Here is a 23,406-nt window from a genome sequence, read left to right on the forward strand (position 1 = left end):
TCTTATCCTCTTAATTTATTAAATATACTTACATCAACAGAACGGGTATTTCTATATAGCATAGCAATAATTGCCAAACCAACCGCTACTTCCGCAGCAGCAACCACCATAATGAAGAAAACTAAAAGTTGTCCGTCTCCGTTACCTTTGTACGCAGAAAATGCAGCTAATAAAAGGTTCGTAGAATTTAGCATAAGCTCAACACAACCCAAAATAACAATAGCATTTTTTCTCAACAATACGCCCAACACTCCTAAACTGAACAATACAGAAGAAAGAATGATGAAATAATTCAGAGGGATGCTTTGTATAAATGTATTTACTTCTCCCATAATTTTATAAATCTTTTTTACCGATTAATACCGCACCTACAATACCTGCCAAAATAAGGATGGATGCAAGCTCAAACGGTAAAACATATTCATTAAACAAAAGTCTACCCAGATTTTTCGTTAAACCAACGCCTTTGTCTACATTTTCAACAACAATGTGGTTTTGCTGAACACCTCTGAATACGCCTAAAATTCCTGTTAATAAAAGACCTGCCGTAAAAACTCCAATAAATTTTAAAGTATTGTTCTTCTTACTTTCGTCTTGCTTATTAAGGTTAAGCATCATCAGGATATAAAGGAATAATACCATGATCGCTCCGGCGTAAACAATAATCTGGATAATCGCAAGGAATTGTGCATTCAGAAGAATGTACATACCTGCAATAGAAAACATCGTAACAATTAATGACAAAATAGCATATAAAGGATTTCTAGCAAATACGAAATAAACCGCACTTGCCACTGCTAAAAACGCCACCAAGAAAAATAAAAACTGATCCATTATTTTACCGCATTTTTTTGTTTCTCGGATTGTCTTTCAGTGATATCAATCCTTTCATTTATTTTTTCAACCAATTTATCTTTTCCGTAAATGAAAGAACCTCTGTTAGTTTCCACATCTACCAATCTGTCGGTAAGATAGATCGCAGATTTCGGACAAGCTTCTTCACACATACCGCAGAAAATACATCTCAGCATATTGATTTCATATACCGATGCGTATTTTTCTTCTCTGTAAAGATCTCTTTCTTCCTTAGTTCTTTCAGCAGCAGTCATTGTAATTGCTTCTGCAGGACACGCCACTGCACAAAGTCCGCAAGCGGTACATCTTTCTCTGCCTTCCTCGTCTCTTTTCAAAACGTGCTGACCTCTCCAGATATCTGCTCTCGGTTTCTGTACTTCCGGATACGAATATACTGCGGGAGCACCTTTCAATACGGTTCTTACAGCATGCTTAAATGTAATCCCCATTCCTGTAAAAATCGCAGGTAAGTAGATTTTTTCAGCAAGGGTCATTTCTTTGTTAGAAACAACTTTTGATCTGTTCGTAAGTTTCATTTATTGTAATTTTTTAGGCTGAACTTCTATTCAGCATTTAAAAATATATTCTTATCTCTTAGTTTGCAAACGCTAAAATTACAGCACCTGTAATTAATAAGTTTACCAATGCCATTGGAATTAACGTTTTCCAACCTAAGTGCATTAATTGGTCATATCTAAATCTTGGAAGCGTCCATCTGATCCACATGAAGATCAAAATTCCGATCACTGTTTTAGCTAAAAATGCTACGATACTCAAGATTCCTGCAGTGTTTTCACCCCAGTTTTGAGTTACCCATTCAATTCCAGGATAGTTGTACCCTCCAAAGAAAAGAACCACCATGAAAGCGTTAGAGATAAACATATTCACGTATTCACCGAACATGTATAAACCTAATTTCATGGATGAGTATTCTGTAGAATATCCTGTTACCAATTCAGATTCACACTCAGGTAAATCGAAAGGGTGTCTGTTTGTTTCTGCTAAAGCTGCTACAAAGAAAACAAGGAAAGCAATCGGCTGATAGAAAATATTCCAGTTAAGACCAGAAACCCATGGAATGAATCCCCAAAGTTTTCCGTTGGTCTGACTTGCCGTAATTTCTTTTAAATCTAAACTTCCCGTCATCATAATGATAGAAAGCAAAGCCAATCCCATTGCCAATTCGTAAGAAATCATCTGAGAAGAAGCACGGATAGCCCCTAATAATGAATATTTGTTGTTCGAAGCCCAACCTCCGATCATGATTCCGTAAACACCAATTGAAGCCATTCCGATGATGAAAAGTACACCAACATCGATGTTAGCCACCTGAAGATCATAAGAAGTACCTGCAATATTTAAACTTTTACCCCAAGGAATAACCGCTCCCGTGATTAATGAAATAAACATTACCAAAGCCGGTCCCAATACGAAAAGGAATTTTTCTGCGTTGGCAGGTGTAAAATCTTCTTTAAAAAAGAACTTTCCACCGTCAGCAAGAGGCTGCAGCAATCCGAAAGGTCCTGCTCTGTTGGGACCAATTCTATCCTGCATGATAGAGGCAACTTTTCTTTCTGCCCAGGTAGAGTAGGCTGCGATCGTTAACGAAAGCAGGAAAAGCGCTAGTACAAGTATAAGTTTAAATGTAAGTAAATCCATTTTTATTTGTAAAGATTTTTAGATATGAGATGTCAGATGCTAGATATAAGATAAAAGTCTGATGTCTAGTGTCTAAGATCTAATTGTCTTTAATTAATTATTTTTCGTCTTTTTCACTGATTTCTTTCGCCATCGGATTGTCCAATACTCTTAGTTCATCCTTTGGTTTTTCATAGTGATTCAATGAAATAACTGAATGTCTGTCGATGTGTCTAGGACCTTCGATGTTCCAGTCAGAAAGTTCTTTTCTTTCGAAACGGCAAGTATCACAGATGAATTCTTCAACTTCACCCCACTGATCTTTTCTTGCAGTAACTCTCACGATTTCGTCACCTTTCATCCAAACGGTAGCTTTTCCTGAACATTTATCGCACTTACAAGTAGCGTTCATTGGCTTTGTGAACCAAACTCTGCTTGCAAAACGAGAAGTTCTGTCTGTTAAGGCTCCAACCGGACAAACGTCGATTACGTTTCCGATAAAATCATTATCTAAAGCCTTATTTAAATAGGTTGAAATTTCAGCGTGATCTCCTCTGAAAAGAATTCCGTGCTCTCTTTCACCAGTCAATTGATTGGCAGCTAATACACATCTTGCACAAAGAATACAACGGTTCATGTTCAATTTGATGTGAGGACCAAGATCGTCTGCTTCGTAAGTATTTCTTTCAAACTCGGTTCTTGTCTGAAGATTTCCATGCTCATAACCCAAATCCTGAAGGTGACATTCACCGGCCTGATCACAAACAGGGCAATCTAATGGGTGATTAACCAACAAAAACTCAGTGACAGCTTTTCTACCTTCCTGAGTTTTTTCAGAAGTAAGATTTTTTACTTCCATACCATCCATTACATTGGTTCTGCAACTTGCAACCAATTTTGGCATAGGACGAGGATCTGCTTCCGACCCTTTAGAAACTTCTACAAGACAAGTTCTGCATCTTCCTCCACTGGTTTCCAATTTGCTGTAATAGCACATTGCAGGAGGTACAGATTTTCCACCGATTTGTCTTGCAGCTTCCAAAATAGAAGTACCCGGCAAAACTTCGGTAGTCTGTCCGTCTATAGTTATTTTGAATTTTTTAACCTCTTCGCTCATATTCTATGCTTTTCGCTTATGCCTTAGCAATTAAGCTCTATTTTAATTATACTTTTTTGTATTAAATGTATATCCGATCCCAGCAAGTACCTCTCCGAAAACAAAATCCTGACGAGCTTTGTCCGGCTTATTGTTTAATGTAGTTTTAATATCCCACATATTAATGTATCCGGCTTTTACTTCTGCTCTTAACATCCAGTTTTTCCAGAAAACCATGTTTAAGCTGGATCTAAGATCGGTTCCCATACCTGCCACATGAAAACGGTCGCTTCTTTCATTTCCAAAAAGCTTAATATTACTTTTCGGGAACATTACTCCGATTCCGGCTCCGTAAGACCATACTAAATCTATATTTTTCTTATGAATAAGGTTTTTATATTTTTCTAAACCTAAATTTTCATAATTCAATCCGTCCGTATGCTCGAAAGTAAGAAACTGTTCATCAGCTAAATTTACCTGGCCGTTCTGTACCATTCCTGCATATTTCGGATCTGAAATATATCCTGAAAAATCAACTGTTTGGTTTTGTTTCATCACATATTTCATATGGTCAATTCCAAGAACAAGAGCTAAATTATCTTTAATAAAATATCCCAATCTGAAATTATATTGCGTCACGGTAAACCAACTTGGATCAAAATAAACGATCCCAAATTTTGTAGGTTTATCTCTTGATGATACATTATTCAACTGAAAATCATAACCGTTTCCGGTAAAATGAATATCAGAATTGCTGTAGGCTCCTCTGTTCCAACCAAAAAAAGCGAAAACCTGTCCTTTTTTGCTTAAAGGTAAAGGCTTTTGTTTCCTTTCCGGCTTAGAAGCGACTTCCAGTTTATACTCTTTCTCTAATGTATCTTTTTTGACTTGTCCAAAGGCAATCCCCGACATCAATAGGCCGGCTACCAATAAATTTTTCATTCTAAGCATTATTTTCAACTGCAGGAATTGGATCTGCATAATGTGCTAATCCGTAGTTTTGAGTCTGTGACAACTCAGGATTTTTGATGTGCCATTCGAACTCATCTCTGAAGTGACGAATAGCTGCTGCAACAGGCCAAGCTGCTGCATCACCCAATGGACAAATCGTATTTCCTTCGATTTTTCTCTGGATATCCCAAAGCAGATCGATATCTTCCATTTTTCCTTCTCCTTTCTCGATTTTCTTTAAAATCTTGTACATCCAGCCCGTTCCCTCACGGCAAGGCGTACATTGTCCACAACTTTCGTGATTATAGAATCTTGCCAAAGTCATGGTGTGTTCTACAATACACTGATCTTCATCCAATACGATGAAACCTCCTGAACCCATCATTGTTCCGGTAGCAAAACCACCATCTGCTAATGATTCGTAGTTCATATATCTTGGTTCTCCGTTTACGGTTTTTAATAATAAATTAGCAGGAACGATCGGAACTGAGCTTCCTCCAGGGATACAAGCTTTTAATCTTTTTCCGTCTTTAATTCCTCCGCAATATTCTTCAGAGTAAATGAATTCTTCAACAGTGATTGTCATGTCAATTTCATAAACTCCCGGTTTGTTAATGTTTCCACAAGCAGAAATTAATTTCGTTCCTGTAGATCTTCCCACTCCGATTTTTGCGTATTCAGCTCCTGTAATATCAATAATTGGAACGACTGCCGCGATAGATTCAACGTTATTTACTACCGTTGGTCTTTCCCAAAGTCCTTTTACAGCAGGGAATGGCGGTTTTAGTCTCGGATTTCCTCTTTTACCTTCAAGAGATTCAAGCAATGCAGTTTCTTCACCGCAGATATATGCTCCACCTCCTCTTTGAACGTAAATTTCGCAATCGAAACCTGTTCCTAAAATATTTTTACCTAAAAATCCTGCTGCTTTAGCTTCTTCAATCGCCTCTTCTAAAATATCAGGAATCCAAGAATATTCTCCACGGATGTAGATATAAGAAACGTTTGAGCCTAAACAGTAAGATGAAATCAACATTCCTTCGATCAATAAATGAGGAAGAAACTCCATCAGATATCTGTCTTTGAAAGTTCCCGGTTCAGATTCATCGGCATTTACGACCAAATGTCTTGGAACACCTTCTGGTTTTGCCAAAAAGCTCCATTTCATCCCAGTCGGGAATCCGGCTCCACCACGTCCACGAAGTCCTGAAACCTTTACTTCTTCAAGAATTTCGTCCGGTGTCATTTTCAAGGCTTTCTCTGCTGCTGTGTAACCTCCCTGTTTACGGTATGTTTTAAAGTAGCGAATACCTTCTATATGTGCGTCTTTAAGTAAAAGTTTTTTACTCATTTTTTATTATGCTTTTAGCATTTAGCTTCTTGCTTTTGGCTTTTAGCTCCTTGCTATTTTTGTTTAAATTTATTTTAGCCCAAATCAACCTGTCCTTCTCTGCAAAGATCAAGGATTTCGTCAACTTTTTCTATCGTTAAATTTTCGTGAAAGAATTTTCCTAACTGCATCATTGGAGCATATCCACAAGCACCAAGACATTCAGCGGGTTTTAATGTGAACATCCCGTCTTCCGTAGTTTGTCCGTCCTTAATGTTCAGTTTAGTTCTGATATGGTCTAGGATTTTTTCACTTCCGCAAACCATGCAAGGTCCCGTTCTGCAAACTTCCAAAACATATTTACCAACCGGCTTCATATTGAACATCGTATAGAAAGTTGCAACTTCATATACTTCAATTGGCTTAATACTCAATAATTCCGCAACATAATCCATCACAGGAACGTCTAACCATCCTCCGAATTCTTTCTGTGCCAAATGCAGTACAGGAAGAAGAGCAGATTTTTGTCTTCCTTCAGGATATCTTGCGATAATTTTGTGTACCTGTGCTAAACTTTCCGGTTTAAAAGCTATTGTTTCGCTCATTTTTTATCTAAGATTAAAGAACATAGAAAAAAGAGAAAAGACTCTGAGATTCGTGTTCTAAATTCAATTTTATATTGGGTGATGAAAGTCTTTTATCTTTCATCTATTATCTAAATTCTAATTATGCGTCCAATTCTCCTGCAATAATATTCATACTACACATCGTTACGATCGCATCGGAAATTACAGAACCTGTAATCATCTCAGGATATGCCTGGTAGTAGATAAAACATGGTCTTCTGAAGTGCAGTCTGTAAGGACTTCTTCCACCATCACTCACTAAATAGAACCCTAATTCTCCGTTTCCACCTTCTACAGCGTGGTAAACTTCACCTTTAGGCACATCCGTTTCTCCCATTACGATTTTGAAATGGTAAATCAAAGCTTCCATTTTTTGATAAACATCTGCCTTTTCAGGAAGATAGAAATCAGGTACATCCGCGTGGAATGGTCCTTCAGGAAGATTTTCGTATGCTTGTTTGATGATTTTAATGGATTCCCAGATTTCCTGTTGACGAACCATGAAACGGTCGTAAGTATCTCCTGATGTTCCCACAGGAATAATAAAGTCGAAATCCTCGTAAGAAGAATAAGGTTGTGCAACTCTTACGTCGTAATCTACACCTGTTGCACGTAAGTTTGGACCGGTGAAGCCATAGCTTAATGCTCTCTCCGCAGAGATTGCTCCTGCGCCGATGGTTCTGTCCATGAAAATTCTGTTTCTTTCTAATAAAGTACAGAATTCTTTAAATCTTGGTGGGAAAGTTTTAAGAAAATCCTTTAATAACTCATGGAATTTTGGAGTGAAATCTCTCTCAAAACCTCCGATTCTTCCCATATTGGTTGTCATTCTCGCTCCACAGATCTGTTCGTACATATCATAAATACGCTCTCTTTCGATGAACATGTATGTAAGACCAGTAATTGCTCCGGAGTCCATCCCGGTTACACCATTACAGATAAGGTGGTCACCGATTCTTGCTAATTCCATTAAAATAACACGCATATAATCTACACGCTTTGGAACTTTAACTCCGATTAGCTTCTCAACTGTCATGTGCCAACCTAAGTTATTAATTGGTGCAGAACAGTAATTCATACGATCGGTAAGGGTAGTGATCTGAGAATAATTTCTTCTTTCAGAAATCTTTTCAAATGCTCTGTGGATATATCCCACTGTTTGCTCGGCGTGAAGGATTCTTTCCCCGTCCATCGTTAAGATATTCTGGAAAATCCCGTGCGTTGCAGGGTGGGTTGGTCCTAAATTGAGGGTGTATAATTGACCGTCAATCTGCTCCTTACTGTCGTACTGGTTTAGTATATTAGATAATGAGTTATCTTTCATAATGTTTGCTTTTAGCTATTTGCTTTTGGCTAATTGCCTTCCGCTTTTATCTTCCGAACATGCTATCGTTCTTGTCGGTTCTCGTTCCGTCTTCCAAACGATATTCCTTCAACATTGGGTGGTATCCAAGATCTTCCATATTTAATATAGCTCTAAGATCCGGATGTCCTTTAAATTTAATTCCGAAGAAATCAAAAGTTTCTCTCTCCATCCAGTTAGCTCCGGCATATAATTCTACTAAAGAATCTACCTCGATATTTTCTCTGGACATAAAGATTTTCAGTCGCAATCTGAAATTAGACATCATATTATGTAAATGATAAACAACGCCTATTTCTTTTTCTGGAAACTCAGGGTAATGGATTCCACAAATATCTGTAAGGAAATTAAATTCAAGCGATGAATCTTTAAGATAATGAACAATTTTTTTCAAATCTTCTTTCTTCACCTCAATCGTAAGCATTCCATAAGGTTCTGAACTTGCGATTACAGACTCCGGAAATTCTCTTGTGATTGCTTCTAATACAAATTCGTTTGTCATTTCCGTTAGTTGCTTATGTTGTAAGAATCTAATAATTTCTGATATTCAGGCATATCTCTTCTTCTGATGCTTTCGCTTTCTGCCAAAGCCTGAACCTGCATTACTCCTTCGATAATCTGCTCCGGTCTTGGAGGACATCCCGGAACGTAAACATCCACAGGAATAATTTTATCGATACCTTGTAATACAGAATACGTATCAAAAATACCACCGCTGGAAGCACAAGCTCCCACTGCAACCACCCATTTCGGCTCTGCCATCTGAGTGTAAACTTCTTTTAGGACTGGTCCTAATTTCTTAGATATAGTTCCGCAAACCATCAACATATCTGCCTGTCTTGGTGAGAAAGAGTTTCTTTCCATACCAAATCTTGAAGCATCATATGTCGGGTTCAGGGTAGCCATAAACTCGATACCACAACAAGAGGTTGCAAAAGGCAACGGCCAAAGCGAAAACTTTCTAGCCATCCCGATTACACTGCTCAGTTTCGTTGCGAAAAACCCTTCTCCTTCAAATCCTTCCGGAGCAGGTGCATCTGTTCTTATTACTGGTTTGTTGTCTGACATTTTTTTATAAATATTTAAAGACGATTTAAATTTAAAATTTAGCTTAAATAAAACTCATCTTTTAATGTTAAAATTTATTTATCCCAATCTAATGCGCCACGTTTCCAGACATAGAAAAATGCCATGAAGAAAATCGCCACGAATGTAAGTACTGCCAAGAATCCTTCCATTCCGAATTCTCTGAAGTTTACAGCATATGGATAAAAAAATACGATTTCAATATCGAATAATACGAATAATACCGCTGTCAAAAAGTATTTGATGGAAAACGGCGTTCTTGCATTTCCTTCTACCGGGACACCACATTCCCAGCTTTGGTTTTTCACAGAATTTCCTTTTTTCTGTTTTGGCCCTAAAAAATGCGCTCCAAGCAAAGAAACGGCTACGAATGCTACCGCAACACCTGCTTGTAATAGGATTGGAATATAACTTTCAGGTAAATTCATTTTTGCATTATTATCTCAATTTGCAAATTTACAGAATAAACAAGAAAGCATGAAATTAATCAGCTTAAAAGTGGAACGAAAATGCGTAAAATCGGTAATTTAGAATCAATAAAAATTAGCCTTTAATGATAATTTTTTTTGTGTAGGTTTCACCTTTTTTTGTAGTCACCGTCAATAAGTAGTTTCCGGAAGGTACATCAGAGATTTCCAAGTTTTCTAGGTTATCCTGATTTGAAAAGTCTCTAATAAGCCTTGCTGAATTATCAAATAAACGAATGGATATTATTTGTTTTCTGTCAATATTTGTTTTACAAACTATATTGTTCTTTGCAGGATTAATAACACTAAAAAAGATATCGTGGGTATTGTTTTCCTGAACAGCTAAGGGTGTTTGTGAGCATGTAGAATTGTTGGATGTTAAACTATACGCTGTCGCAGCCCCATAAATACGATGATTATAAGTTCTTATTGGTGGACCAATTTGTTTATTTATCATATCTAGTTCATACATGGTAGAGTTTTGAGAAACGTTACTTATTATATATGCTTTCGAATAAGTTCCATAGTTTATAGAAAAACCAGCATATAAGCTTGGGTATTGTATGTCTATGCTCATAAAGGGGCAACTTTGTGAAGGAGTTACCATATTTATTTCCATTATTCCACCAACAGTAGTTAAGAAAAGACGGTTTTCGTAAAAGAAAAGATCTCCTCCAGAAATTTGTCCTGTCGGGATATTTCCAATTTCACTGAAAGTGCCGGAACTGCTATCATATCTATATAGTATTCCCATCGTTCCGATAGCATATAAAAAGTTTTCGGAATCTGCTACCAATGAGTTTATATCCCAATTGGAAAAATCACCTAAAAATTCGCACCCGGATTCTAATTTGTTTTTTCGATATAACAGACCTGTACTTGTTACGTAATAAAAATTTTCAAATTTATCTATGGCAATATCTGTATATGCTTCGTTTGTGACCATTGTCGGAAGGCAAAAGGATTCCGGAGTTTCTACAGGGCTTGAAACATCAAACTTGTAAACGCCATTGGATGGAGGAATAGGAGGGATAACTGAAGGGAAATTTATTGTATTTACATAAAACTCCTGAGAATATAATTGTATTGAAATAAGTAGAATTCCTAAGGAAAAGCTTTTCAATATTTTGTTCATGGTATAGGATTATTAGTAAATGTAAAAATAAATATTTATTTCATTGAAAGGTGATTATCTTTTAATTATTTGTGAATTTTATATTACTTCTTCATTTTTCTTAGTAGAGAAAACGCCATGTAAGAAATGTATGCGAAAACAACACTTGCATAAATTATGTTAAATGCAGTGTTGGTTCTATCATCTTCTATCTGAAAAAAAAGATTGTAAACAATATATCCGGCGACCAAAATACCGAAAATAATAAGTTGTGGCTTCATTATTGAGTTGTAGGGTTTGAGAGTTTTATTGTTTGATTTTTTGAGTTAAAAAATTACTCATTACCATTACTCATTGCTAATATTCAAAGAATACGTTCTTCTTCTCTTATGATTTACAGGATTGTAATCTTGCCAAAGAAGTTGAACACTTTTATTTTCCTCCAATTCGGGGTTGGTTTCCAAATATTTTACTCCTTTTTGTCTAAATAATTTCCAGATTTCCTTGAAAATAATAGACGTTACGCCTCGTCTTTGATAATCTGGGTGAATTCCAATTAAATAGAAATTGGCTCTCTCATTTTTCTTTCCGGCTTTTAGAAAATGCCACCAACCAAACGGAAATAATTTACCATTAGATTTTTGTAAAGCCTTTGAGTATGAGGGCATTGTGATTGCAAACGCAACCAGCTGATTTTGGTCATCCGCAACACAAACAATAAAATCTTTATTTATGTACGGAAAGTATTTTTCCTTGTAAGTTTTTCTTTCCTCATCGGAAATAGGAGTGTATGTCGAAAGATGCTTATAAGTTTCATCCAAAAGATCAAACATGGGTTCAACATACTCCAGAATTTCATCTTTTGATTTGAAATCTAATACTTTAAGCTTATATTTCTGAGAAATTAATTCATTGAATTTATGAATTTTTTCCGGCAAAATCTCGGGGAAGACAAGTTCGAATTCTACCCATTCTTTTTCTTTCACCAGTCCTAATTTTTCAAGATGTTTCGGATAATATGCATGATTATAAATGCCAATCATTGTAGCCAGTTTGTCAAAGCCTAAAGTCAGCATTCCTGCTTTGTCGAGATTGGTGAATCCCATTGGTCCCTCGACTTTGTTGATGTTTTTTTCTTTAGCAAAATCAATCGCAGTTTGCATTAAAGCTTGTGAAACTTCCTCATCATCAATAAAGTCGATCCATCCGAAACGAACTTTTCGGATTCCCATTTCTTTTTCCTCTTTATGATTGATAATAACAGCAATTCTGCCTACAATTTTATTGTCTTTGTAAGCTAAAAACTGTTTTGCATCAGAATAATTAAGAGCCGGATTTTCTTTTGCATTCCAAACATTTAATTCCTCATTAATGAACGGAGGAACATAATGCGGATTGCTTTTATATAAATCCATCGGAAATCTTACGAATTGCTTTAATTGATCGGCGTTTTTGATTTCTATAATTGAAACTTTTGACATAGCTTGGTGAGGGTAATTAATCAACAAATATAAATAATTAAATGCAATACTTTGGCACAGTTTTTACATCTTAAAGGGTGAAAATATACAATTAAAATTAAGAAAAAATGGTGGGTTATTACATAATTATCGGAATATCAATGCTGGTGAGCTGGTGGGTTTCATCCAGATTGAAATCGAAATTTGAGTATTATTCCAAAGTACATCTTCGAAACGGACTTTCGGGGAAAGAAGTGGCAGAAAAAATGTTGAGGGATAATGGTATTAACGACGTTCAGGTAATTTCGGTTCCGGGACAATTAACAGATCATTACAATCCTGAAAATAAAACAGTGAATCTTTCAGAAGGCGTCTATATGCAACGAAATGCTGCGGCTGCGGCTGTTGCTGCTCACGAATGTGGTCATGCCGTGCAACATGCGGTGGGATATTCTATGTTACAACTGAGATCCAAATTGGTTCCTGTTGTACAAATTAGTTCAAATTTAATGCAATTTGTTCTTATTGCGGGTATTATGATTATGGCTGCGACACAGTCCATTGAAAATCCAACGGGGAACAGATTGGTATTGGGTATCGGTGTTTTAATGTTTGCATTCACAACATTGTTTGCATTCATCACGCTTCCTGTAGAATACGACGCAAGTAACAGAGCAATGAAATGGCTGAAAGATACAGGAACAGTGACTTCCGAAGAATATGTGGGAGTTCAGGATAGTTTGAAATGGGCAGCAAGAACGTATGTTGTAGCAGCTATCGGTTCATTGGCGCAACTTCTTTACTGGGCATCATTATTGATGGGCGGAAGAAGAGATTAATCTTTAAATTCAAAAGAAATATATTGCATCTCGGAAATTTTCTGGGGTGTTTTTTATTTAAATTAATGATGGAGAAAAATTCAGTTGAATTTGATATTTTTGATGAAACATAATCTTGAAACATCGATGCAGGAAAAAGATTTATCTGAAAAAGAAATTCATTATTTAATTAAAATCATTGCTTTTTTCTGGCTTTTGACGAAAATTTGGAGTTACAAAACTTGGATTACGGAAAGAATTTATCCCATAATTCCTCCGATTGAAGTTTTAAAAAACGTTCCGGCTTTTTTTCATCAATTTTTATTTGGGTTTTCTCTTTTAGCTTTATTGGCGATTTTGTGTTTTAAAATCAATCGATGGTTGCTCATTGCTTTATTTTTTACTGAAATAATAAGCTGTGCGCTCGATACGGTAAGATGGCAACCGTGGGAATATATGTATTTGTGTTTTTTATTGATAACAATCATTAATTTTTCCAAACCCAAAAATATCTTATTATTAAGCCATATATTTTTAGTCTCAATTTATTTATTCAGTGGTTTGCACAAATTTAGCAGAGATTTTCTTTCTGTAATTTGGCTTAATATGTTCCTGACAGATTTTCTCGGACTTTCAATGGAATTTATTTTAAAGTATAAACTCTTTTTCATTGGTTTACTCATTCCAATTATCGAAGTTACTTTAGCAATATTGCTTCTGGTTTCAAAATCAAAAAAGAAGATCAGTTATCTGTTAATTTTGATGCATTTATCGATTTTGATTTTCATCGGGCCGTTTGGTTTGAAATATAATTCGGTAGTCTGGCCGTGGAATTTGACGATGATATTTATTTTGCTTATTGTCTATTCAAGACCTGTTGAAACTTTAGATAAGAAAATTATTATACCTAATTTTTATTGGCTGATTCTTTGGGTTGTGATGCCTGTTTTCAGTCTTTTTGGAAGTTGGTATCAATATTTTTCTTTCAATTTATATTCCGGAAAAGGTGATCAAATGTATATCTGCGTTTCTCCGGATGAGAAAGAACTTAAACCTTTTTTTGAGTCTCAACCCAATATTTTTTGCAAAGGAAAAGCAAGTGTTAATTTACAAAACTGGGCACTGGAAGAAATAAAATCTGCACCAATTCCTGAAACCGAAATTTACAAGAAGGTTGCAATTGATCTCAAAGAAAAATATGGAAAAGACAAAGTGAAAGTTTTTCTTTATTATCCACAAGCGCGTACACGAATCGAATTATAAGATTTTAGCTTAAAAATTCATATTCCACAAACTGCATATTTTGTAAAGATTCTACAATTTCGTCTTTATATTTTAATTTAATTTTAGCTACAATCGAAGCTTTTTCCTGAGAATCGAAGTTGATAATTTTCGCATCAAATTTTGAGAGCAAAGTAAAAATTACATTCTGCTGATTAAAATTAAACTGAATTTCAATTTCAATTTCTAGTTCTTTCGTAATAATATTCGCTTCTTCCAAAGTGATTTTTGCAGATTCTTTGTAAGTTTTCACCAAACCCGAAACACCCAATTTTGTTCCGCCATAATAACGAACAGAAATTACCAAAACATTAGTAATTTCATTTGCCAAAAGCTGATTGTAAATGGGTAAACCGGCACTTCCTGAGGGTTCTCCATCATCATTTGCGCGATAATTTTCACCATTCAAACCTATTCTGAAGGCGTAACAATGATGCGTTGCTTTCGGATGTTCCGCCCTTATTTTTTCTAAAGCGTTTTTTAGCTCAACTTCATTATTTACAGGGAATGCAAATCCGATGAACTTGCTTCCTTTTTCTTTTAATAAAGTGTTTTCTATCGGTTTTTCTATGGTTTTGTATTCGAACGTCATTTATTCCGGCTTTGATTCTGCAAAAATAATATTTACAATTTTAATCGACATTATGATGGAATTTTTCCTTTAAAGCCTTTTTGAAAATATCCTGTCTGGAATCTTTTTTTGATTTTAAAAATTGATATTTAGATTCAAAATAATTCTGCTGGCAGCTTGTCGGAAAATATTGTAAAATTTCATCGTCATGACTTGCCATAATGATTGGATAGGTCGGAAGATTGATTCCCAGTTTCTTTTTATTTTGTGCTAAATACTCAATAACAGCATATTTAAATGTACTATCACATTGGAAAGTTTGTATATCTTTTTCAATATATTTTTTGTAATAATTATCGACTACATCTTTTTGAAAACCGGTTGTTCCCGGAAAGAGTCCCAGTGTACAAGTGGTAAGCCAATTATAAATAACATATTCTCTAAGTCTTTTATAACTTTTTGTAGATTTATCAAAATTCCAAAAATCATCAACTTTTTTCAAATCATCAGAAAGGGTAAGCTCAGAATTATTGATGTATTGTTGTGGATTATTCTTTTCAATAATCTGTTGGTATTCTTTTATTTTGCTGTAATTTATCAGATGAATTTTCGCGATAAGAGAATAAATCGAATCTTTATCTCCTTTATAGCGCAATCCATCTTTTGCGACTGAAATATCTAGCTTTTCGGAAGGTTCAAGATAAAGATTTAAACGATGATTATTAATAATAATTGAGTTGAGTTTTCCTTCCCCTGAAATAATCTGCTTTTCCTTCTTTTTTAAAGTTACAACTTTAGAAAAATATTTTACGTCAAAAGGTTCTTCAATATTATTAATGATCGTTATCTGTTGAGAATAAGGAAAAATAGATTGTAAGAAGAATAAAATGTAGAATACTTTTCTGCTCATGTTGAATCTCTATGGTTATTTGTTTTTATTTAAATATTTTTCTATCATATTATCTCTAAAGCTTAAAGTTTCGTTAGGTTCAAAATTAAACTCAGGTGATTTCGTACCATTTTCCAACTTCAGATTTTCATTTTTAATGACAATAGCTTCATCCCAAAGATCTTCATTAATGAATTCCTGTAAAGTAAATCTTCCGCCCTCAATAATTAATGATTGAATTTGTTCTTTATATAAAGCATTCATCAGGTTTTGTAGAAAATTTTCTTTTCCAATTTTAATGAAGTGAATATTTTCCACAACTTCATCTTTAACTGAATTAAAAATTAAAGTCTTTGCTTTATTACTGTACAAACGGAAATCTTTCGGAACTCTTAAATCAAAATCAATTAAGATTCTTACAGGATTTTCACCTTTTACATTTCTTACCGTCAAACTCGGATTGTCATTCAAGGCTGTTTGAGTTCCCACCAAAATTGCATGTTCATCAGCTCTTAATTGATGAACGAATTGATTCACTAAAGAATTTGAAATCGAAGTAGGATTAAAATCTTTATCCAAAAACTGGTCGCCGGATTCTGCCCATTTTAGAATGATGTAAGGTCTTTTCTTTTCATGATACGTGAAAAATCTTTTATTCAAATCAATACATTCTTTTTCCAGAATCCCTGAAACTACGTCAATTCCAGAGTCCTGAATGATTTTTTTTCCTTTTCCGTTTACTTTATCATGAGAATCCATTGCGCCGATTACCACTTTTTTGAAACCTAATTCTTTAATTTTTAAAGCACAAGGTGGCGTTTTTCCATAATGAGCACAAGGTTCCAAAGAAACATAAATTGTCGATTCCGGAATCAGGCTTTTATCTTTTACTGAATTAATCGCGTTGATTTCTGCATGATTTTCACCTGCCTTGTGATGATAACCTTCACCAATAATTTCGCCGTTATGTACAATTACACTTCCCACTAACGGATTAGGATACGTTTTGCCGATGGCTTTCTGCGCCAGTTCGATGCATCTTTTGATATAAAATTCGTCTTGCATATGAAAGAAAAAAGCGAAGTCAAATTGCTTTGCTCCGCCTTTTTAGATTTTAAAATTATTTTATTCTCCAGCGATGATGCTGTGTAGATTTTGTTTTAAAGTTTCCAAATGAGCCTTTTTCTCGTCGATCGAGTCGAAAGTATCTTTCAACAATGGATTGTCTTTCGATGGATTTTTGAAGAATGCCAAATTGTTTTCCAATTTCACGATTTCAGCTTCAAGATCAGAGATTTGGCTCTTAATTTTTCTTGCTTTATCTGTTAGTTGATTTTCAGAAAGACCTTCTTCTTTTAATTCTAACTCATTGATTTTGTTTAATTTCAATTTCTCTCTCAATGTTTTATTAAACTCAGAGTTGATTGAAATTTTATCTCTCGGAACTTTCCCAATATTGTTCCATGCTGTTTTAATGGCCTCGATTCTTTCGATGCTTCCGTCTTCATCAGTAACGGTTTTCAATTCATCAAGAATCGCTTTTTTATTCTTGTAATTTTCTTTCCAGTTATCAGTAGAAGTGTTGCTTTTTTCTCTGTAATTGTTGAAAAAGGCGTTACAAGCATCGCGAAACTCGTCCCAGATTTTATTCGTCATGCTCTTTGGAACGTGACCGATTTTCTTCCAGTCGTCCTGAAGCTTTTTAAACAATGGAACAGCGATGTCCCATTCTTCATTATTCTGGTTGTCCTGTGCAGTCTGTATTAATTTCAATTTTTCCTCCAGATTCGCCTGTTGAGAACCTTTCAGAGATTTGTAATACGTATTTTTTGTAGTATTGAAACCTCTTAGAATTGTTTTGAATTCATTCCAATTTTGGTTGGATAGTTTTCTTGGAACGCTTCCAGTTTTAAGGAATTCCGAACGAAGATCTTCAACTCTTCTGATCGCATTTTGCCAATAATTGTGGTTTGGCGTTTCAGCTGGCTCAGAAAGTTTCTTGATTTCAGCGATGATCTGGTTTTTCTTTTCAAGATTTGAATTTTGTTCACCTTCGATCGCAGCAGAAAGTTCAGATTTTCTTTCGTGAATTTTATTGGAAATTTCTTTGAATTCTTCCCAAGTTTTTTCACGGAATTCTTCTGCAACCGGCTCTGCTTCTTCCTTCCAAAGTTTATGAAGATATTGTAGCTCGTTTAATGCTTTTTGAATAACAGGTTCGTTTTCCAGCTCTTTCGCACGTTCGATAATGTGCTGTCTTTTTTCAAGATTGTGGCTATATTCCTGCTCCAAAAATTCTTTGTTAAGATCCAGCATCTGATAAAACTGATTCAGATGGTGGAAATAATTGTTATTAAGAATTTTGAATTCAGATTTCGGAACCTGTCCTGCCTTCGACCATTCTTCTTTAATTTCTCTGATGGATTTAAAAAGATTTGTTCCCGGCTCCGAGTTTGTATAAAGATTTTTAAGTCTTTCGATAATGTTCTGGCGGTGCTCAAGATTTTTCTTTTGCTCCTCTTCCTGACCTTTCTGGAAAGTGTCGTGCTTTTCACGGAAGATATTCACCAATGCAGAAAACTTAGCCTGAGAAGGATGCTCGTAACTGAAATTTTCAGCAGCATTTCCGGCTTCTACGTATTCATGCTTTTTGTCTTCCACTTCATCGTGGATATAATGACTTGCTTTTTCTTTGAGTGAATTGAATTTTTTGAAATCTTCACCAGCATTTGGTGCGTTGATGATTTTTTCCATTTCCTTCAAAGCATCGGCTAAAGTGATGTCTGCATCGTGATGTTCCTCTTCATGTTCAGTTTCCTCTTCATGCGGAACTTCGTCGTGTGGCACGATGTTTTCCGACGTTTCTTCTGGAGATACTTCGATAGGATTTTTCTTTTCTTCGTTTTCAGAAAGATTGTTTTCTGTAGTCATAGCAAATCGTTTATGTGAATGGCGTTATTATCCTTTAAATATAGCTAAAAAGCCAATTAAAGTACTAATTTATGTTATTTTTTTTGAAAATTCCAAATTTCCCAAGCTTTTTCTGCCTGTTGTTCAAGCATGTAGTAGCCGTTCACTGTTTTTGCGCCTTTTTCTGAGGCTTTAATGATAAATTGTGTGTAGTTTGGATTGTAAATTAAATCAATAATTAAATGATCTTTTGAAAGCCCATCGAACGGAAAATTAAGGCAGTCTTCGACATTCGGAAACGTGCCGACGGGCGTACATTGAATGATAATTTTATGATTTTTAACGGTTTCTTTGTCTAAATTTTCAAAATTGATTTCAGAATTTCTGGAAACAATAATTGAGTCGATTCCATTTTTATCCAAAGCATATTTTACAGCTTTTGCAGCACCACCGTTTCCTAAGATAAGGGCAGAAGTGTGATGCGGTTTTTTATGAAGAAGCAATGTTTTTTCGAATCCGAAAGCATCTGTATTGTATCCGGTTTTTTTCCCGTTTTGAATTAAAACACAATTTACAGCACCAATTTTTTCTGCTTCATCACTCAATTCATCCAAATAATCGATGATTTTTTCTTTGTAAGGAATCGTTACGTTAAAGCCTAAAAGATCCGGAGTCGATAGCAGATTTTCAACTTCATTTATTTCACCAAGATCAAAAATATTGTAAGAATAGCCTTTCAACATGAGCTTTTGAAACTTGTCTTCAAAGTATTTTTTTGAGAAAGAGTATGAAATATTTCTTCCTATTAAGCCTAATTTTTTATTGGATTCCATACTATCAAAAATAAAAAAAAGACCGATAAAAATCGGCCTTTCATGTAAAATATTTTTTAAGTTTTAGTCTACAATAAATTTAGTAGAGAAGCTATCTGTTTTAAGGATGTAATTTCCTTTTGATAAACCTTTTAAATTAATTTTGTTTGAGTTTTTAAAAGGATTTTCAATCGTTTCGATCAACTTCCCAGAAAGATCATAGATCTGAGCTTTTGAAATTTTGCTGATGTTTTCACCTTTTACAAACAATTCGTTGTTTCTTATTGGGTTTGGATAAACAGCAAATGCTTTTTCTTTTGTGGCTTCAGTTGTTGCTAAAATACCTGTGTAACAAGTCCAGCTTAAATCATCAATGGAAATTCTTTTTCCTGATTCTGAATTTATGATTTTAATAACAATATTACCCGATACATTTATATTGTCAATAGTAGTTGTTGTACTTGAACTGTTAAAAGGAATAACACCAACATTATTTCCGTTGATCTGTAAAGTAAGATTTCCGGCAGTATCAGAAAATGGAAGTTTTGTAGTAACAGTTAAGCTTTTAATTCCTCCTGACACACTAGAACTTGTAAGATTTCCATTTCTTACTGTTATAGCTTTTCCATTGATTGTTTGATCTGTTCTTGAATCAGTTGCTGTCCAAGTAATGCTGTTATTTGTCCAGTTCTGAGTTGCATAGCTAGAAGCAGCTGCTGGAATTGTAGAGAAATCCTCTGTTCCACAGCTTCCACCTGGTTGTCCACCCGCAAGAGTAGTTCCTTGAGCTGTGTTACTAGCTACAGAAGAATTTCCCGATGCGTCTTTAGCAATAATATAGAAATTGTATGTTGTAGAAGGGTTTAATCCTGAAACAGTTGCCGTTGTTCCTGTAACGGTAGAATATAAAACTCCATCTTTATAAATGTCATAAGCAACTACACCAATGTTGTCTGTGGCAGCAGTCCAGCTTAATGAAATTGAATTTGAACTTGGATTATTTGTAGCCAGGTTTGTAGGAGCAGTCGGAGCCTGTGTGTCAGCAACCGGAGTTCCCCAAATTTGGTTGATGTATTCTGGATGATCGATATATGGGTTTCTATTTCCTTGGTAAGTATAAGTTGCATTATTTCTTCCTATTTCCGCCGGAGAAACTGGATCTGCAGCACTCCAGGCTAATAACTGGTTGAGTTCCCAAGTCTGAAGTCCAGGGAAAGCAGAACCTCCAAGCATATCTCCACTTGTGAAAGTTGAAAGTTTGGTTTCATATCTTGTTACGAAATATAAAATCATTCTTGCAACATCCCCTTTAAAAGCATCAATCGGCTCAAAAACTGTTCCTGAATATCCCGGAGAAACAGAAGACCCTAATTTAGATCCATTTAAAGAGGTAAAAGATGAAGAACCTACTTTTCCAAAAGGATAATTAGATCTCATTCCGTTTACTTTTCCGTCTGTAGCTCTGATGAAATGTGCATCGGAAACCATCGGAGATGCTTCATTAAACAAACTTTGAGGCACAATATGCTCTCTGTTGTAGCAAGCGCCTTCAGCAGAATAGTTTCCACATTGGTTTACACCTACGTTGTAATTGTAAGGATCGGCTCCGTTTGGATTTTCAGAATAAATATCTAAAATTGTTCCGTCGTTTTCATAGTAATAATCACGGTCTGTAGTTTGATAGGCTGTCCATAAACCATTGTAACTTCCAGCTTGATGACCGTTTGTGATAATCTGGCTTAATTTTGTTTTTAAAGCAGCTCCGGTAAGACCTGCAGTTCCGTCGTAATATCCCGTAGGAATCTGCGCAAATGCACTAATAAATGCAAATGACATAAAAAAAGAGAGTAAAGTGCGTTTCATTATTAAAAATTGGGGCGTAAAGATACGAAAAAATGAACGCTAAACGTATTAACTTTTAGTAATATACTCTTTACTGATTTTTGAAAATACCCAAGAAATGATAAACCCAAACAGGGAGGCAGTAAGCGCAACTATGAAATAATTTTTCCCAACAATTTTCACAGGGAAAGGTAAAGTTTCGTTGGCTTTAAAGAATTCCGTGTACTGTTGGAAGTAGCACAGTGCCGTTCCAAGAATTAATCCGGAAATAATTCCTAAGATTACGATAAGAATTCCCGTGTAGAAATAAATTCGTCTTAAATGACTTAAAGCAAAACCTAATGAAATCAACGATTTTGCCTGTTCCTTTTTATCTAATTGTAAAATAATAATGGCTCCAGCAAGATTGAATGTTGTAATGAAGATAACTAAGGCGAAAATTAAATAAATAAATAATTTTTCGGTATTAATCATCTTCCAGAACGCTGCATTTTCTTCTTCTTTAGTTTTAATTGTAATATTTTTTCCCAACGAAGAAAGAAGTTGTTGCTTTACAGAATCTGTGTTTTCAGGATTTTTAAGTTTAACAACAATTTGATAGGCTGAATGTTTTGGTAAGTTTAATAATTCTTCTGTCAGTTCAATTGGAGAAATAATATAATTATCCAATTGATCTTTTCCCGGAAAAACTCCGGTTACCAAAATGTCTTTTTTGTTGTAAATATCTTCTTCTTTATTGATGATTCCTGTTCCCGGTTTAGGCATAAAAAGGGTTGCATAATCGGAATTAGAAGAAACAGGAATGGATAATCTGTTGTTTAAAGAATTCTCCATCAAAACTTCATTTGAATATTTGAAGCCTGGATAAGAACCATAAAAAACATCTTTATCAATTGGATTTACCTTTATATAAGCCGAATCAACACCTCTTAAGTAAGCGATGTCGCCTTTTCCATTATAGTTTACGTAAACTTTTTCTTCTATGACTCTTGAAAAATGACTGATTTCTTTATTGCTTTTTAAAATAGCATTAATTTTGTCAAAATCTTTCAATACCTTTCCTGACGTATTTTGAATAGTAAGATCGGCATGAAGATTAGAAATCAATTCCTTATTAAGGTCTTCAAGCCCGGAAAAAACTGAAATAATGACAAACATTGCAGTAACGGCAACCGTCATCGCTCCTACAGCCAGCCACGTAATGAACGTAACAGCAGTACTACCTTTCTTAGCCAAAAGGTATCTGGATGCTATATAAAATGCAATATTCTTCAAAATTTTCTATAAAATCGGATTGTCTCCTTCTCCTCTAAGTTCTCTTTCCAGTTTTTCAACATCATCGAGAGCTGTATCTAAATAAAAATTAAGATTTGGAATGATACGAACCTGTTTTGCCATTTTCTGGCCGATAAAATTTCTGTATTGAGCTTTGTTTTCCTCAATTTCTTTCATCACCGCTTTACGATGTTCCTGAGGAAATATGCTTAAATAAATTTTCGCAATACCAAGATCTGCAGTTACCTTTACATCCGAAACACTCACCAAAATGCTTTGTTTGCTTTCTGATGCCTGCTTGCGGAAAAGTTCAGCGAAATCTTCCTGTATAATCTGTGCTACTTTTCTTTGTCTGTTACTTTCCATAATTTCTGCAAATTTAGTACTTTTGTTTGAATTGATACTTTGAAATTTGGCGCTGTATCAAATTTACGACTTAATTTATTTAATTATCTTATGAAATTAGAACATATCGGTATTGCTGTGAAATCTCTGGGAGTTTCTGATGAGCTTTTTGCAAAACTTCTAGGAAAAGAATCTTATAAAAAAGAAACTGTGGAAAGGGAAGGAGTTGTGACTTCTTTTTACGGAGTGGGAGACAGTAAAATCGAACTTTTGGAAGCGAATAAAGAGGAAAGCCCAATCTCAAAATTTATCGATAAAAAGGGAGAAGGCATCCATCATCTGGCTTTTGGTGTAGAAAATATTGTTGAGGAAGTGCAAAGACTGAAAAAAGAAGGATTTCAGTTTATCTCCGAAGAACCGAAAGAAGGTGCTGATAATAAATTAGTTGTATTCCTTCACCCGAAATCCACAAACGGGGTATTGGTAGAACTTTGTCAAGAAAAGGCATAAAAAATTTTGTAGTGAAATAAATTTTACTATTTTTGCAATCACAAAATTTAACCAAGTTTTGAGGTCCTATAGCTCAGTTGGTTAGAGCACCTGACTCATAATCAGGTGGTCCCTGGTTCGAGCCCAGGTGGGACCACGAAAGCACTCCATCAATGGGGTGTTTTTTT

General features: G+C 35.1%; 26 protein-coding genes and 1 tRNA gene. 4 read left to right on the plus strand and 23 right to left on the minus strand.

Features of this window, described 5'->3' with window-relative positions:
• Positions 1-2: 2 nt before the first annotated feature.
• From nuoK to ACKX2A_RS15155, 15 genes are all read right to left on the minus strand, one after another.
• Positions 3-332 (minus strand): NADH-quinone oxidoreductase subunit NuoK, encoded by a 330-nt coding sequence (nuoK, locus tag ACKX2A_RS15085; RefSeq protein WP_062652978.1) that lies wholly within the window; start codon positions 330-332, stop codon positions 3-5.
• A 4-nt stretch (positions 333-336) separates the two neighbouring features.
• Entirely contained in the window at positions 337-834 is a 498-nt protein-coding gene (locus tag ACKX2A_RS15090; protein ID WP_415325563.1) for an NADH-quinone oxidoreductase subunit J, read from the minus strand.
• Positions 834-1,391, minus strand: coding sequence for a NuoI/complex I 23 kDa subunit family protein (locus tag ACKX2A_RS15095; RefSeq protein WP_089856697.1), 558 nt, complete (start codon positions 1,389-1,391; stop codon positions 834-836). The genes ACKX2A_RS15090 and ACKX2A_RS15095 overlap by 1 nt, the downstream gene beginning before the upstream one ends.
• Before the next feature lie 58 nt (positions 1,392-1,449).
• On the minus strand, positions 1,450-2,514 hold the full coding sequence (gene nuoH / locus ACKX2A_RS15100; protein ID WP_312391226.1) for an NADH-quinone oxidoreductase subunit NuoH: 1,065 nt from the start codon (positions 2,512-2,514) through the stop codon (positions 1,450-1,452).
• A 97-nt stretch (positions 2,515-2,611) separates the two neighbouring features.
• Positions 2,612-3,610 (minus strand): 2Fe-2S iron-sulfur cluster-binding protein, encoded by a 999-nt coding sequence (locus tag ACKX2A_RS15105; protein ID WP_415325564.1) that lies wholly within the window; start codon positions 3,608-3,610, stop codon positions 2,612-2,614.
• Positions 3,611-3,652: 42 nt separating this feature from the next.
• Positions 3,653-4,531 carry a hypothetical protein gene (locus tag ACKX2A_RS15110; RefSeq protein ID WP_415325565.1) on the minus strand — a complete coding sequence of 293 codons (879 nt, stop codon included), beginning with the start codon at positions 4,529-4,531 and terminating at the stop codon, positions 3,653-3,655.
• Between the two features lies 1 nt (position 4,532).
• Complete coding sequence (gene nuoF / locus ACKX2A_RS15115) at positions 4,533-5,891, minus strand: NADH-quinone oxidoreductase subunit NuoF (RefSeq protein ID WP_415325566.1); 1,359 nt, start codon at positions 5,889-5,891, stop codon at positions 4,533-4,535.
• A gap of 74 nt (positions 5,892-5,965) precedes the next feature.
• Positions 5,966-6,475, minus strand: a complete 510-nt coding sequence (nuoE, locus tag ACKX2A_RS15120) for a complex I 24 kDa subunit family protein (RefSeq protein WP_047397467.1) — start codon at positions 6,473-6,475, stop codon at positions 5,966-5,968.
• Positions 6,476-6,596: 121 nt separating this feature from the next.
• Positions 6,597-7,820, minus strand: coding sequence for an NADH dehydrogenase (quinone) subunit D (gene nuoD, locus ACKX2A_RS15125; protein WP_076445851.1), 1,224 nt, complete (start codon positions 7,818-7,820; stop codon positions 6,597-6,599).
• A 46-nt stretch (positions 7,821-7,866) separates the two neighbouring features.
• Positions 7,867-8,361, minus strand: a complete 495-nt coding sequence (locus ACKX2A_RS15130; RefSeq protein WP_415325567.1) for an NADH-quinone oxidoreductase subunit C — start codon at positions 8,359-8,361, stop codon at positions 7,867-7,869.
• A 5-nt stretch (positions 8,362-8,366) separates the two neighbouring features.
• The gene (locus ACKX2A_RS15135) at positions 8,367-8,927 is read right to left on the minus strand and encodes an NADH-quinone oxidoreductase subunit B (protein WP_047397471.1); all 561 of its coding nucleotides are present in this window, start codon (positions 8,925-8,927) and stop codon (positions 8,367-8,369) included.
• Between the two features lie 74 nt (positions 8,928-9,001).
• Positions 9,002-9,373, minus strand: coding sequence for an NADH-quinone oxidoreductase subunit A (locus ACKX2A_RS15140; protein WP_089796243.1), 372 nt, complete (start codon positions 9,371-9,373; stop codon positions 9,002-9,004).
• Positions 9,374-9,488: 115 nt separating this feature from the next.
• A complete protein-coding gene (locus ACKX2A_RS15145) occupies positions 9,489-10,547 on the minus strand; it encodes a T9SS type A sorting domain-containing protein (RefSeq protein ID WP_415325568.1) in 1,059 nt (352 codons plus the stop codon).
• Between the two features lie 83 nt (positions 10,548-10,630).
• Positions 10,631-10,807 carry a hypothetical protein gene (locus ACKX2A_RS15150; RefSeq protein ID WP_415325569.1) on the minus strand — a complete coding sequence of 59 codons (177 nt, stop codon included), beginning with the start codon at positions 10,805-10,807 and terminating at the stop codon, positions 10,631-10,633.
• A 66-nt stretch (positions 10,808-10,873) separates the two neighbouring features.
• On the minus strand, positions 10,874-12,007 hold the full coding sequence (locus ACKX2A_RS15155) for a GNAT family N-acetyltransferase (RefSeq protein ID WP_415325570.1): 1,134 nt from the start codon (positions 12,005-12,007) through the stop codon (positions 10,874-10,876).
• 107 nt (positions 12,008-12,114) lie between these two features.
• Between ACKX2A_RS15155 and ACKX2A_RS15160 the strand changes: the two genes are divergently transcribed.
• Together ACKX2A_RS15160 and ACKX2A_RS15165 are read left to right on the plus strand one after the other, a co-directional pair.
• Positions 12,115-12,825 (plus strand): zinc metallopeptidase, encoded by a 711-nt coding sequence (locus ACKX2A_RS15160; protein ID WP_415325571.1) that lies wholly within the window; start codon positions 12,115-12,117, stop codon positions 12,823-12,825.
• A gap of 102 nt (positions 12,826-12,927) precedes the next feature.
• The gene (locus ACKX2A_RS15165; protein ID WP_415325573.1) at positions 12,928-14,067 is read left to right on the plus strand and encodes a hypothetical protein; all 1,140 of its coding nucleotides are present in this window, start codon (positions 12,928-12,930) and stop codon (positions 14,065-14,067) included.
• Positions 14,068-14,071: 4 nt separating this feature from the next.
• Here the strand turns inward: ACKX2A_RS15165 and ACKX2A_RS15170 are convergent, their stop codons facing one another.
• The 8 genes from ACKX2A_RS15170 to rbfA form a co-directional block, all read right to left on the minus strand.
• Positions 14,072-14,677, minus strand: coding sequence for an IMPACT family protein (locus tag ACKX2A_RS15170; protein WP_415325575.1), 606 nt, complete (start codon positions 14,675-14,677; stop codon positions 14,072-14,074).
• A gap of 40 nt (positions 14,678-14,717) precedes the next feature.
• Positions 14,718-15,566, minus strand: a complete 849-nt coding sequence (locus ACKX2A_RS15175) for a hypothetical protein (protein WP_415325577.1) — start codon at positions 15,564-15,566, stop codon at positions 14,718-14,720.
• Between the two features lie 15 nt (positions 15,567-15,581).
• Complete coding sequence (ribD, locus tag ACKX2A_RS15180) at positions 15,582-16,610, minus strand: bifunctional diaminohydroxyphosphoribosylaminopyrimidine deaminase/5-amino-6-(5-phosphoribosylamino)uracil reductase RibD (protein ID WP_415325579.1); 1,029 nt, start codon at positions 16,608-16,610, stop codon at positions 15,582-15,584.
• 60 nt (positions 16,611-16,670) lie between these two features.
• Positions 16,671-18,476 carry a DUF349 domain-containing protein gene (locus ACKX2A_RS15185; RefSeq protein WP_415325580.1) on the minus strand — a complete coding sequence of 602 codons (1,806 nt, stop codon included), beginning with the start codon at positions 18,474-18,476 and terminating at the stop codon, positions 16,671-16,673.
• A gap of 74 nt (positions 18,477-18,550) precedes the next feature.
• A complete protein-coding gene (locus ACKX2A_RS15190) occupies positions 18,551-19,288 on the minus strand; it encodes a shikimate dehydrogenase family protein (RefSeq protein WP_415325581.1) in 738 nt (245 codons plus the stop codon).
• A 63-nt stretch (positions 19,289-19,351) separates the two neighbouring features.
• On the minus strand, positions 19,352-21,103 hold the full coding sequence (locus ACKX2A_RS15195; protein ID WP_415325583.1) for an endonuclease: 1,752 nt from the start codon (positions 21,101-21,103) through the stop codon (positions 19,352-19,354).
• Positions 21,104-21,178: 75 nt separating this feature from the next.
• Positions 21,179-22,384, minus strand: a complete 1,206-nt coding sequence (locus ACKX2A_RS15200; protein ID WP_415325585.1) for an ABC transporter permease — start codon at positions 22,382-22,384, stop codon at positions 21,179-21,181.
• Positions 22,385-22,390: 6 nt separating this feature from the next.
• A complete protein-coding gene (rbfA, locus tag ACKX2A_RS15205) occupies positions 22,391-22,750 on the minus strand; it encodes a 30S ribosome-binding factor RbfA (protein ID WP_415325586.1) in 360 nt (119 codons plus the stop codon).
• A 90-nt stretch (positions 22,751-22,840) separates the two neighbouring features.
• Here rbfA and mce point away from each other — a divergent pair, with 90 nt between their 5' ends.
• Both mce and ACKX2A_RS15215 read left to right on the plus strand, forming a co-directional pair.
• Positions 22,841-23,239, plus strand: a complete 399-nt coding sequence (gene mce / locus ACKX2A_RS15210) for a methylmalonyl-CoA epimerase (protein ID WP_415325588.1) — start codon at positions 22,841-22,843, stop codon at positions 23,237-23,239.
• 62 nt (positions 23,240-23,301) lie between these two features.
• A tRNA-Ile gene (locus tag ACKX2A_RS15215) sits at positions 23,302-23,375 on the plus strand.
• The last annotated feature ends 31 nt before the right edge of the window (positions 23,376-23,406 follow it).

Source organism: Chryseobacterium sp. MMS23-Vi53, from assembly GCF_047651245.1.
In the GTDB taxonomy this organism is placed as follows: domain Bacteria; phylum Bacteroidota; class Bacteroidia; order Flavobacteriales; family Weeksellaceae; genus Chryseobacterium.